The sequence below is a fragment of the Chloroflexota bacterium genome, from assembly GCA_014360805.1.
GTDB lineage: Bacteria > Chloroflexota > Anaerolineae > DTLA01 > DTLA01 > DTLA01.
In genome coordinates this window covers 25062-36256 of record JACIWU010000025.1, presented here as the reverse complement: position 1 = coordinate 36256, position 11195 = coordinate 25062, and the positions used below count along the sequence as shown (strand labels likewise).

The following is an 11195-nucleotide window of genomic DNA, read 5'->3' as shown; positions in this document are numbered from 1 at the left end:
GGCGGAAACATCCTGCGCATTGATTTGACGAGCGGCTCCGTTTCCACAGAACCCTCCGACCCGAGAATCGCCGAAAAGTTCCTGGGTGGGCGCGGGTTCGGCATCTACTTCCTGTTCACCGAACTGCCCCGCGGCGCCGACCCCATGGGGCCGGAAAACCTGCTCATCATCTCGCCCGGCCCGCTGTCGGGCACGCTCGTGCCGGGGGCCGGCAAACTGGACATCACCTGCAAGTCGCCGCTGACCGGCGGGTATGCGAGCGCCAACGTCGGCGGCCTTCTGACCGCCGAAATCAAGTACGCGGGCTACGATTCCATCATCCTGAAGGGCAAGGCCCCCAAGCCGGTGTACATCTTCGTGGACAACGACAAGGTGGAGATTCGCGACGCGTCGGACCTGTGGGGCAAAGGCTCGCTGGAGACCGAGAAAATTCTCAAGGACCGCCTCGGAGAGGAGTTCCAGATTGCCACCATCGGCCCGGGCGGCGAGAACGGCGTGAAGTTCGCCTGCATCACCCACGACTACGGGCGCCAGGCCGGTCGCGGCGGCGTCGGCGCGGTCATGGGCTCCAAGAACGTCAAGGCCATCGCCGTGCGCGGCAACAAGAGCATCCCCGTCGCCGACGTGCAGGCCTTCCGCAAGGCCGCCCGCGCCATGTACAAAGCCTGCAAGGAGAGCGCCAGCCTGCAAGTCTGGCAGCGCTACGGCACGGCGGGCGTAACCACCTGGTCCAACGAAATCGGCGCCTTCCCCACCCGCAACTTCTCCAGCGGCCAACTGGAGGGCTACGAAAACCTCAGCGGCGAGGTCATGCGCGAGAAGATCGTCATCACCGACAAGGGTTGCTTCGGCTGCCCAAGCCCCTGCGGCAAATGGTCCCACGTCAAGAAGTACGGCGTGCGGGTGGAGGGACCCGAATACGAGTCCACGGCCCTCCTCGGCGGCGACTGCGCCCTCACCGACATAGAAGACGTGGCCTACGCCAACTACCTGGCCGACGACCTGGGGCTGGACTCCATCTCGGCGGGCAACGTCATCGCCTTTGCCATGGAGTGCTACGAGCGCGGCATCCTCACCGATAAGGACACCGACGGTATCCGCCTCACCTTCGGCAACGCGGAAGCCGTCTTCGCCATGCTCAAGAAGATCGCCTACAGGGAAGGCATCGGCGCGGCACTGGCCGAGGGCGTGAAGCACGCATCCCAGGTCTTCGACAAGGGAAGCGAAGCCTTCGCCATCCAGGCCAAGGGCATGGAGTTCAGCGGCTACGAATCCCACAACGCCCCGTCCATGCTGCTGTCGTACATGACCTGCGACGTGGGCGCCCACCACAACCGCTCGTGGGCCATCACCTACGACATCCAGACCGGGCGCGACACCGTTACGCCCGACAAGGCCGAGCGGGTCATCTACCTCCAGCACGTGCGCCCGCTGTTTGACGCCCTGGGCGCGTGCCGCCTGCAGTGGGTAGAGTTGAGCCTGGACCTCAACCTGTACGTGCCCACCATCGCCGCCCTCACGGGCCTGAAGCGTTCATGGGACGACCTGCTGAAGATTTCGGAGCGCATCTGGAACCTCACGCGCCTGTTCTGGTTCCGCGAGGTGCCCGGCTTCGGGCGCGATTGGGACATGCCCCCTGCGCGCTTCTACAAGGAGCCGGTGGTGAGCGGCCCCACCAAGGGCAAGGTCATGGCGCTGGAGGATGTGGAGCGCCTGCTGGACATGTACTACGAGCAGCGCGGATGGGATGCCAACGGTTGGCCAACGCCGCAGAAACTGGAGGAACTTGGCCTGACCGAATTCGCCGCTGCGGTCTAGAGCAATGGCCACCGTTGAACTGATGGGCATTCTGCGCGAGCACGCCAAGGCGGGGCCGGAGCAACTGGGCCCCGCCGAGGGCAAGACCGTGGCCGACGTCATCCAGGCGCTGGGCTTGCCCGCAGACCTGGTGGCGTTCGTGATGGTCAACGGCCGACAGCGGCCCAAGACCTATGTGATCCAACCGGAAGACCACGTTATCCTCATTCCGCTCATCGGGGGAGGCTGACGTGTAGGAGCGGCGGGCCGACCGAGGGCGCTCGGCCCGCCTTTCTCTCCCTTTTTCCGCGCCCGAATTCCAGTTCTCCAAAGGAGGTCTATATGGCCACAACTGCCAAAACCAAGGTGCGAAAACTTCCAGTCCCAGGCCCCAAGGCGCGGGCCCTGCTGGAGCGCGACGCCCGCAACGTGTCGCCCTCCTACACGCGCTCGTACCCCTTCGTCATGGAGCGCGGCAAGGGCACCGAAGTCTGGGACGTGGACGGCTACCGCTACCTGGACTTCAACGCGGGCATCGCCGTCAACGCCACCGGCCACAGCCACCCGGACGTAGTCCGCGCCATCCAGGAGCAAGCCGCCAAGTTCATCCACATGTCGGGCACCGATTTCTACTACCCCGTGCAGATTGAACTGGCCGAGAAATTGAACGCCCTGGCCCCCGGCGATGAACCCAAGCAACTCTTCTTCACCAACTCGGGCACCGAATCCATAGAGGCCGCACTGAAACTGGCGCGCTACTACACCCGCCGCCCGCGCATGATCGCGTTCATCGGCGCTTTCCACGGGAGAAGCATGGGGTCGCTGTCCCTCAACGGCTCCAAGGCGCTGCACAAGGCCGGGTTCGCGCCTCTGGTGCCCGAGGTAACGCACACACCCTACGCCTACTGCTACCGCTGCCCCATGGGCAAGACCTACGGCCAGTGCCGCATAGACTGCGTCCGCTACCTGGAGGAGGTCGTCTTCCAGCGGCTGGTTCCGCCCGAGGAGGTCGCCGCCATCTTCGTGGAACCCATCCAGGGCGAGGGCGGCTACATCGTGCCCCCGCCGGAGTTCCTGCCCATGCTCCGCGAAATCGCCGACAAGTACGGGATACTCTTGGTGGCCGACGAAATCCAGACCGGCTTCGGGCGCACGGGCAAGATGTTCGCCGTGGAGCACTGGGGCGTCGTCCCCGACATCCTGGCCGTGGCCAAGGGCATCGCGTCGGGCATGCCCCTGGGCGCCATGATTGCCCGCGCGTCGCTCATGACCTGGAAGCCCGGCTCCCACGGCAACACCTTCGGCGGCAACCCCTTGTCCTGCGCCGCCGCGCTGGAGACCATCCGCCTGATTGAGAACGGCTACATGGACAACGCCGCCGTCATGGGTCGGCGCATGCTGGAAATCCTGGAGGAGCGCCGCCACAAGCACCCCTCCATCGGCGACATCCGCGGCAAGGGGCTGATGGTCGGCGTAGAACTGGTGAAGAATCAGGAAACCAAGGAGATCGCGCCCAAATTCCGCGACGACGTGGTGACGAAAGCCTTTGAGCATGGGCTGCTCATCCTGGGGTGTGGCCCCAGCACCGTGCGGTTCATGCCGCCGCTCAACATCAGCCAGGAGCACCTGGACGAGGGCCTAGACATCTTTGACGAGGTGCTGACCCTCGCCGAGCGCGAGGCGGGATTCGTGTCGTAGCGACCCCGCCCCTCGCCCGAACGCTCACAAACCCTCTATCCACGAATCACACGAGTAACCGCAAGAGCCCATTCGTGCGGATTCGTGTGATTCGTGGATGAATCTTCTCACCCGTCCGGCCGCCCGTACCGCTCCATGAACGCCCGCCGCGACATCCAGAACTCCCAATGCGTCAGGCCGGACATCCGCTTGCCCTTGAGCGACGCCGGGTTGAACGTCCAGATGATCCAGGTGGAATACAGGTTCTGCCACCAGCGGGCGAAGCGTTCCCCCCGCGTTTGCGCGTGGCGGGGCGCCGTCTCAAACCCCAACCTCACGAACAGCCGCTGTACCTGCTCCAACTCAGCCCCTCGCATGACCGCGCCTTCGCCGTGCACCGCCACAGCATCCGCATACTCCCCGCTCGTCGCAAGGAACTGCGCCAGCAGCCGGAGCGAGTGCACCATCCCTCGGTACATCTTCAGCGCCCAGTCCAGGTCCGGCCCCCCAGTCCCCATGCGGGGCAACCGCTCGTTCCACAGGTGGATTTCGCAGAGAAGATCGCCCGGGCGAATCGCCGTGCCATCGGAGAGGATGCGGGGCCGATCCGCCCGCGTGAGGCCGATGCGGAGAATGCACCCGGGATCGTCCGAAAACTCCACCACGCCCAGCGAGCGCCGCAACAGGGTATCAATCAGCCGAATCCCCGCACGCGCCGCCGCCTGCAACACGGCCCGGATTCTCCGCGCCCGCCGGCCTACCGCCGGCCTTCCACGTCGGGGCCAGGCTTGCCGGGCACCTCGTGGCAGGCGCGGCATCGCGCCTCGTACACCTCCGCCGCGCCCACCATGATGACGGGGTCGTCGTAGTTGGCGGGGCGGCCGTTAATGAGCCGCTGGGTGCGACTGGCCGACCCACCGCAACGCACGCAGATGGCCTGCAACTTGTCCACCACCTCGGCCTGGGCCATCAGCAGGGGCATGGGGCCAAAGGGTTCGCCGCGGAAATCCATGTCCAGCCCGGCCACAATGACGCGCTTACCCCGGTCGGCCAGTTCGGCGCACACGTCCGCGATGCTCCAGTCAAAGAACTGCACCTCGTCCACCGCCACCACGTCGGTGTCGTCCTCCACCAGCGCGAGGATGTCCGCCGCCTGCCGCACGACCCGCGCGTCAAAGTGCATCCCGTTGTGCGACGAGACCTTCTCGGCGTTGTAGCGCGTGTCCAGGGCAGGCTTGAACACCTGCACCTTCTGGCGCGCGATGGTGGCCCGCTTGACGCGGCGGATGAGTTCCTCGGTCTTGCCGCTGAACATGCTCCCGCAGATCACCTCAATCCAGCCGCCTGTGTGGGGATGGAACATCTCGGCCTCCTCCATGAAAACGAATAAGGCAGACCTTTTCGGGTCTGCCTTATCGGTACCGGGTCGCGTTCACGTGCAGATTCCCATCGCAAAGCGGAGAAGGCTAGGCCTCATCGGCTTGCGCTTCACCGCTCTCCGTGCCAGAATCCTGCGATTCCTTCTCCGCAAAGATCATACGGCGGCGGCGCTTGCGCTCTTCCTTCTCGCGGATGGCCGCTTCGGCGCGCTGCCGGGCCGCTGCCTCAAACTCCTCTTTCGCCTCAAGGCGCTTCACAAAGCGGTCCACTTGCCCCGCCGTGTCCACAATGCGCTGCTCGCCCGTGAAAAACGGGTGGCACACATTGCACAGGTCGGTGTGAATCTCCGGCTTGGTGGAACCGGTTGTCCACGTATTGCCACAGGAGCAAATGACCTTCGCGTTGGGATAGTATTTCGGATGAATGCCCTTTTTCATAGACCTACTGCCTCTCCGGGTACACGCTCACGCGCTTCCTGTTGCCCCTGATATCCTCAAACCTCACGTAGCCGTCAATGGTGGCGAAGAGCGTGTAATCACCGCCCATGCCCACGTTCTGCCCAGGGTGAATCTTCGTGCCGCGCTGGCGCACGAGGATGGTCCCGGACGATACCAACTGCCCGTCAAATCGCTTCACACCAAGGCGCTTGGCCTGGCTGTCGCGTCCGTTGCGGCTGGAGCCGCCTCCCTTCTTGTGAGCCATGTCCTAACCCTCCTACCGGCTACGCCTCAATGCGGTCAATGCGCAGCCGTGTGAATTCTTGCCGGTGGCCCAATTTCCGCCGATACCGCTTCTTGGGCCGATACTTGAACACCAGAATCTTGCGGTAGGCGTCCTGCAGAGTAACGGTAGCCTCTACCTTGGCGCCTTCCACGTTCGGATTCCCAACCTTTACGCCCTTATCCGTCGCCACGAGGAGAACCTTGTCCAGGCTGACCTTCTCGCCAACGGCAAAGGGCAACTTGTCCACTTCAATCGTCTGACCGACTTGGACTTTGTATTGCTTTCCGCCGGTCTCAACAACCGCGTACACGACTCATACCTCCGCGAGACATCTGGATTGCGCAGCATACCGGGGCAATCTGCTTCGCAACCCGCGAAAACCTATTATAGAACAATCCAAGAATATGTCAAAAACGCCCCCCGCCGCGTTCTGCCTTGTGTTGGCGAGCAAGGTCCAACGCACTTCCGGAAGTGCGTCGCACTTGCTACCGTGCGGCGACCGACAGACTTTGGAACCGAGCCCCGCCGCGGGACACGCCTCCCCACTTCGTCGGCGTCATCGCCAGGGGGCGCGCCACTTCTTGCCCATCCCAGGGTTGTAGGTTAGAATGGCGTCGCGAGAACAAAACCGGAGGCGTCATAGGCGTGTTTCGCTCTGTTGCGTGGATCGCAATGGCCTACCTGATGGGCTCCACACCCACATCGTACCTCGCGGGGCGCTGGCTCAAAGGCATAGACCTACGCCGCTACGGCAGCGGCACCGTCAGCGGCACGGGCGTGTACTACCACGTCTCGCGGCCCGCCGTCGTCCTGGTCGGCCTGCTGGACATCGCCAAGGTGTGGCTCCCAACGTGGCTGGGCCTGCGCTGGGGGTTGGGCCTGGGCGCGGCGCTAGCGGCGGGGCTGGCCGCCATGATCGGCCACAACTGGCCCATCTACCTCAACTTCCACGGGGGGCGCGGTCATAGCAGCATCCTCGGCCTCATGCTCGCGGTGTTCCCCTGGGCATTCCCCTGGCTCCTGGCGTTCATGGCCGTGGGGCGGCTCGTGGGGCAGACGGCGCTCTTCTCGCTGGCAGGCATCGCCACCTTGCCCTTCCTCGTCGCCTTCGCGGGGCAGCCCTCGGCGGTCGTCTGGGCCAGCGTCGCCATGCTGGGCATCACCATCGCCAAGCGGCTGGAAGCCAACCGCCGCCCTCTGCCCCCGCCAGGGCCGGAGCGCCGCCGCGTCCTGCTGCGCCGCCTGCTTCTGGATCGCGATGTGTCCACGCGGGACGCCTGGGATCAGCGCCGGCCCGCCGACACAGCGCAACCGCCCGCAGAAAAGGAGAACCCATGGCCCGAATCGCAGTCGTAACCGATAGCGCCGCGTGCATTCCCGAGGACCTGCGGCGCGAGTACAACATCCATGTCGTGCCGTTTGAGTTGGTGTGGAACGGCCGGAGTTACCATGACGGCGTGGACATCACGCCCACCGAGGTGTACCGGCGCCTGCGGGAACTGCGGGATGAAAACTCCTGGCCCACGACCTCGCAGCCGGCCCTGGGCACGTTCGCCAACCTGTACGCGGAGTTGAGCACGCAGGCGGATGGGATCGTGTCCATCCACGTCCCCGACGAACTCAGCGGCACGCTGCACACGGCCCGACTTGCCGCCGAGCAGGCGGCGACGGTGCCTGTGCGGGTCATTGACGCCCGCACGGCGGCCATCGCCGAAGGGTTCGTGGTGCTGGCTGCGGCGCGCGCCGCGGCCGCCGGCAAGAACCTGGAGGAAGTGGCAGCGGAAGCGGAAGCCACCATCCCCCGCGTAGGACTCTACGCCACCCTGGAAAGCCTTGAGTACCTGCACCGGGGTGGGCGCATCGGCGAGGCGGCGGCCATGTTGGGCGCGCGCCTGCGCATCCACCCCATCCTCTACCTGGCCGAGGGCCGTGTCAAGGTCGCCGGCGTAACGCGCAACCGACGCCAGGCGCTGGAGCGCATCCTGAATCTCATGGAGGAGCGCGTCGGCAGTCGCCCGATGTGCGCCGCCGCCTTCCATGCCGACGCCGCCGACGACGCCGTATGGATAGAGGCCAGGGTGCGCGAACGGTTTGACTGCCAAGAGTTCTACGTTACCGAGTTCACCCCCGTCATGGGGGTGCACACCGGGCCGGGCGTCATCGGCCTGGCCTTCTGCGCACGAGATAAATCAAGCAGAGACTGACTTTACAGGAGGGAAACATGCCAACCGAGCAAGAGATTCGCGAAGCGTTGCGTCCCGTGATAGACCCGGAGATCGGGATGAGCGTCGTGGATTTGGGCATGATCCGCGAGGTCGTGGTTCAGGGCGACCAGGTGGAGATCAAGATGGTGCTGACTGCGCCGTTCTGCCCCCTGGCCAACTTCCTCACCGAGCAGGTGCGGCTGGCAGCGGAGTCCGTGCCCGGGGTCAAGGAGGCGAAGGTTACCCTGCTCCAGGAGCGATGGGATCCCTCATGGATGCAGCGGTAGAGCCTCTGCGCCCGCGCAGAGACGCGCCTATGCCGAAGTCCGCGTTATCGGAGGCGGTTCCACCTATACCCCCGAACTCATCCGGGGGTTGCGGGACAGCCCGCGGACGTTCCCGCCCGCCTACGGCTCCACCATCGCCTTCGCCACCGCGCCCGACTCCGCAGCGCGGAACGCCGCGTCGGCCTGATCCAGGCCCACCGCCATCCCCACCAGCGCCTCGGCGTCAACGGTGCCGCTGGCGATGAGCCGAATGCCGATGTCAAACTCGCCCGCGTAGTAGATGAACGAGCCGAGAATCTCCAACTCCCTGCGCGCCACCGCCATCGGCACCACCGGCGCAGGGCGTGTGGAGAGGCCCACCAGCACGACCCGTCCGCCGCCCCGCACCAGTTCCACCGCCTGCTGCACCGTGGCGCCCACGCCCGCCGTCTCAAACACCACGAGCGGCCCCTGGCCTGCCGGTGTGAGCGCGCGAATCCGCTCCAGCGCGTCAGCATCGCGCCCGTTGAAGGTCGCCTCGGCCCCCATCCGGCGCGCCAGGGCCAGTTTCTCGGGCACGATGTCCACGGCGAACACGCGCGCCCCCGCCACCTTCGCCGCGGCCACGGTCAACAGCCCGATGGCCCCGCAGCCCAGGACGGCCACCGTGTCGCCCACCCGCACGCGCCCCCGCCGCACCGCGTGCACCGCCACCATGAGCGGCTCCACCAGCGCGGCTTGGCGATACGACATCCCGTCGGGGATACGCCACACGAATCGGGCGGGAACCTTCGCATATTCCGCCAGCGTGCCCGGCCAGTTGATCGCCATGCCCACGCGGTTCACGCACAGGTTGGGCAGCCCTTCGCGGCAATAGATGCACGCACCGCAGGAGAAATTCGGCTCCGCCGTTACGCGGTCGCCGGGCGCCAGGCCCTGCACGCCTTCCCCCACCGCCGCCACATCGCCCGCGAACTCGTGGCCCAGAATCTGCGGGTAGTCCGCAGGACGGTCGCCTGTGTACATGTGCAAATCAGACCCGCAGATGCCCGTGGCCCGCACCCGAACGACGACCTCTCCGGGGTCAGGCTCCGGTTTGGCCACGTCGGCCTGGCGGATGTCGCGCGGGCCGTAGAGCAAAGCCGCTTTCATCTCACGCAAACCTCCCCACTGCCGTTCAGACCTGCCATCCCGCCAGCAGGCCCTCGTAGATGGCGTTGACCAGGCGGCGCGGCTGCACGGCGTCGCCCACCACGTGCACGGGCACGTCCAGCGAGGCGAGCGCGTCGGCCAACGAGCGTTCGGCCTGGGCGCCCGCCGCCAACACGATCACGTCGGCGGCGAAGAGCGCGGGTCTGCCATCGGCAAACTCGCAGGCCAGCCCCTCTTCGGCCACTTCCTTCGCCCGACACGCCGCGTACCCGATGACTCCGGCGCGCTCCAGTTCCTCCAGCAGGTCAATGCGCGTCGTCGGCTCCACGTCGGGCGCGATTCGGTCCAGCATCTCCACCATCGTAACGCGGTTGCCCCGGGCGGCCAGGTACAGCGCCGTCTCGCAGGCCACCAGCCCCGCGCCGATCATGGCCACCGTCTTGCCCTGCACGTCGGCCTTGCCGCCGAGCACATCCCACGCCGTAACCACGCGCGCATCGTCCAGCCGCTGGATGGGCGGGCGGAGCGGTTTGCCGCCCGTCGCCACGATGACCGCATCGGGCTTCTGGGCCGCCACGTATTCGGGCGTAACGTCCACGCCCAGGCGCACCTCCACGCCCGCCTCGCGCAATTGCCGCGTCAGCGTGTCGTGAAGCCAGAGAATCTTCTCCTTCCCGGGCGGGCGGCTGCTCAACATCATCTGCCCGCCCAGTTCCGCGCCGCGCTCGCAGAGGACAACGCGGTGGCCGCGACGCGCCGCCGCCCATGCCGCCTCCATGCCCGCAGGCCCTCCGCCCACCACCAGCACACGCTTGGGGGTCGGCGCGCGTGCGAAATCGTCAAACACCTCCTCGCGCCCCAGGAACGGGTTCACCGTACAGCGGATGGGGATGCCGTCCACGCTGCGCGACTTGGAGCACACGTTGCACGAGATGCAGCGGCGGATGCGGTGCGCCTGGCCGTCGCGGGCCTTGTTCGCCCACTCGGGGTCGGCCAGCAGGCCGCGCCCCAGCACCGCGAAGTCCATCTTGCCCGCGGCGATGGCCTCATCGGCGAATGCCGGCTCGCGGATGACGCTGGCGGCCAGCACAGGCACGTTCACCACCCCGCGAATGCCCTCGGCCAGGTACAGTTTCCAGCCTTGGGGGAACCGCATCGGCTCTATCTGCTTGTGGTGAGCCGCGGGGAACGCCGCCGAAATATGCAGCGCGTCCAGGCCAGCCTGCGCCAGCATTTTCGCCAGCGCCTTGTACTCATCCTGGGTGTTGCCCCCTTCCACGAAGTCGTCGCCGTTGATGCGCATCCACAGCGGGAAGCCCCGCCCGACGGCCTGGCGCACGGCGGCGATGACCTCCAGCGCAAACCGCGCGCGGCCCTCTAGCCCGACCCCGTACTCGTCGGTGCGGCGGTTGGTGTACGCCGACAGAAACTGGCTAATCAGATACCCGTGCGCGCCGTGAATCTCAACGCCGTCAAATCCCGCCCTGACTGCGCGCGCCGCAGCCGCCGCGAAGCATCGCACGATCTCCTGAATCTCGTCCACCGACAGCGGCCTTGGCGTGGGACGTCCCGGAGCCACCGGCACATCCGACGGCCCCACCGGCGTGCCCCCGCACAGGTGCGGGGCGGTCAGCGCGCCCACGTGGTTGATCTGAATGGCCGCCTTCGCGCCGTACCGCTGGATCGCCTCGGCCAGCCGGTTCAGCCCTGGGATGAACTCATCGCGGTCTATGCGGTTATGCGCCACCGCGCCCCGGCCTTGCGGATACTGCACGGTGGTGTTCTCCACGATGATGAGGCCGGTGCCGCCGCGCGCACGCTCGGCATAGTGGCGGATCATCCGCTCCGTTACGCCGCCTGTGTCCGAGGCATAGTTGGTCCCCATGGGCGACATCACGATCCGATTGCGAATCTCCATGCGGCCAATGCGCCCCTGGCTGAAGAGATGCGGATACGGACTCTGCATCTGCGCCTCCCGAAAGAAGAATGCGGGCCA

At 66.2% G+C, this 11195-nt stretch carries 13 protein-coding genes; 6 read left to right on the top strand and 7 right to left on the bottom strand.

Annotation, left to right across the window (positions count from 1 at the left end; all coding sequences use genetic code 11):
• From H5T65_06155 to H5T65_06145, 3 genes are all read left to right on the top strand, one after another.
• Positions 1-1818: aldehyde ferredoxin oxidoreductase family protein (locus tag H5T65_06155; GenBank protein ID MBC7258811.1), on the top strand; the 1818-nt coding region annotated here is incomplete at its 5' end.
• A 4-nt stretch (positions 1819-1822) separates the two neighbouring features.
• Positions 1823-2047: a MoaD/ThiS family protein gene (locus H5T65_06150; protein MBC7258810.1), complete on the top strand. Its 225-nt coding sequence runs from the start codon at positions 1823-1825 to the stop codon at positions 2045-2047.
• A gap of 92 nt (positions 2048-2139) precedes the next feature.
• Positions 2140-3495, top strand: coding sequence for an acetyl ornithine aminotransferase family protein (locus H5T65_06145; protein MBC7258809.1), 1356 nt, complete (start codon positions 2140-2142; stop codon positions 3493-3495).
• A 107-nt stretch (positions 3496-3602) separates the two neighbouring features.
• Here H5T65_06145 and H5T65_06140 read toward each other — a convergent pair whose 3' ends face one another.
• The 5 genes from H5T65_06140 to rplU form a co-directional block, all read right to left on the bottom strand.
• The gene (locus H5T65_06140; protein ID MBC7258808.1) at positions 3603-4205 is read right to left on the bottom strand and encodes a hypothetical protein; all 603 of its coding nucleotides are present in this window, start codon (positions 4203-4205) and stop codon (positions 3603-3605) included.
• Positions 4206-4231: 26 nt separating this feature from the next.
• A complete protein-coding gene (locus tag H5T65_06135) occupies positions 4232-4837 on the bottom strand; it encodes a thymidine kinase (GenBank protein ID MBC7258807.1) in 606 nt (201 codons plus the stop codon).
• Positions 4838-4940: 103 nt separating this feature from the next.
• Entirely contained in the window at positions 4941-5291 is a 351-nt protein-coding gene (gene rpmE / locus H5T65_06130; protein MBC7258806.1) for a 50S ribosomal protein L31, read from the bottom strand.
• A gap of 4 nt (positions 5292-5295) precedes the next feature.
• Positions 5296-5556 carry a 50S ribosomal protein L27 gene (rpmA, locus tag H5T65_06125; GenBank protein MBC7258805.1) on the bottom strand — a complete coding sequence of 87 codons (261 nt, stop codon included), beginning with the start codon at positions 5554-5556 and terminating at the stop codon, positions 5296-5298.
• 19 nt (positions 5557-5575) lie between these two features.
• Positions 5576-5887 (bottom strand): 50S ribosomal protein L21, encoded by a 312-nt coding sequence (rplU, locus tag H5T65_06120; GenBank protein MBC7258804.1) that lies wholly within the window; start codon positions 5885-5887, stop codon positions 5576-5578.
• A 362-nt stretch (positions 5888-6249) separates the two neighbouring features.
• Between rplU and H5T65_06115 the strand changes: the two genes are divergently transcribed.
• The 3 genes from H5T65_06115 to H5T65_06105 are packed head-to-tail and all read left to right on the top strand — an operon-like array spanning position 6250 to position 8068.
• On the top strand, positions 6250-6933 hold the full coding sequence (locus H5T65_06115) for a glycerol-3-phosphate acyltransferase (GenBank protein ID MBC7258803.1): 684 nt from the start codon (positions 6250-6252) through the stop codon (positions 6931-6933).
• Positions 6912-7781, top strand: a complete 870-nt coding sequence (locus H5T65_06110; GenBank protein ID MBC7258802.1) for a DegV family protein — start codon at positions 6912-6914, stop codon at positions 7779-7781. The genes H5T65_06115 and H5T65_06110 overlap by 22 nt, the downstream gene beginning before the upstream one ends.
• Positions 7782-7798: 17 nt before the next feature.
• On the top strand, positions 7799-8068 hold the full coding sequence (locus H5T65_06105) for a metal-sulfur cluster assembly factor (protein MBC7258801.1): 270 nt from the start codon (positions 7799-7801) through the stop codon (positions 8066-8068).
• A gap of 120 nt (positions 8069-8188) precedes the next feature.
• On the opposite strand, the gene H5T65_06100 is transcribed toward H5T65_06105, so the two are convergent.
• Positions 8189-9199 carry an alcohol dehydrogenase catalytic domain-containing protein gene (locus tag H5T65_06100; protein ID MBC7258800.1) on the bottom strand — a complete coding sequence of 337 codons (1011 nt, stop codon included), beginning with the start codon at positions 9197-9199 and terminating at the stop codon, positions 8189-8191.
• A gap of 25 nt (positions 9200-9224) precedes the next feature.
• On the bottom strand, positions 9225-11165 hold the full coding sequence (locus H5T65_06095) for an FAD-dependent oxidoreductase (GenBank protein ID MBC7258799.1): 1941 nt from the start codon (positions 11163-11165) through the stop codon (positions 9225-9227).
• Positions 11166-11195 lie beyond the last annotated feature (30 nt).

What these genes read in the sequence shown, in the direction of transcription:
- H5T65_06150 (MBC7258810.1), top strand. Translation starts at nt 1,823, where the DNA reads ATGGCCACCGTTGAACTGATGGGCATTCTGCGCGAGCACGCCAAGGCG.
- H5T65_06145 (MBC7258809.1), top strand. Translation starts at nt 2,140, where the DNA reads ATGGCCACAACTGCCAAAACCAAGGTGCGAAAACTTCCAGTCCCAGGC.
- H5T65_06135 (MBC7258807.1), bottom strand. Translation starts at nt 4,837, where the DNA reads ATGTTCCATCCCCACACAGGCGGCTGGATTGAGGTGATCTGCGGGAGC.
- rpmE (MBC7258806.1), bottom strand. Translation starts at nt 5,291, where the DNA reads ATGAAAAAGGGCATTCATCCGAAATACTATCCCAACGCGAAGGTCATT.
- rpmA (MBC7258805.1), bottom strand. Translation starts at nt 5,556, where the DNA reads ATGGCTCACAAGAAGGGAGGCGGCTCCAGCCGCAACGGACGCGACAGC.
- H5T65_06115 (MBC7258803.1), top strand. Translation starts at nt 6,250, where the DNA reads ATGGCCTACCTGATGGGCTCCACACCCACATCGTACCTCGCGGGGCGC.
- H5T65_06110 (MBC7258802.1), top strand. Translation starts at nt 6,912, where the DNA reads ATGGCCCGAATCGCAGTCGTAACCGATAGCGCCGCGTGCATTCCCGAG.
- H5T65_06105 (MBC7258801.1), top strand. Translation starts at nt 7,799, where the DNA reads ATGCCAACCGAGCAAGAGATTCGCGAAGCGTTGCGTCCCGTGATAGAC.
- H5T65_06100 (MBC7258800.1), bottom strand. Translation starts at nt 9,199, where the DNA reads ATGAAAGCGGCTTTGCTCTACGGCCCGCGCGACATCCGCCAGGCCGAC.
- H5T65_06095 (MBC7258799.1), bottom strand. Translation starts at nt 11,165, where the DNA reads ATGCAGAGTCCGTATCCGCATCTCTTCAGCCAGGGGCGCATTGGCCGC.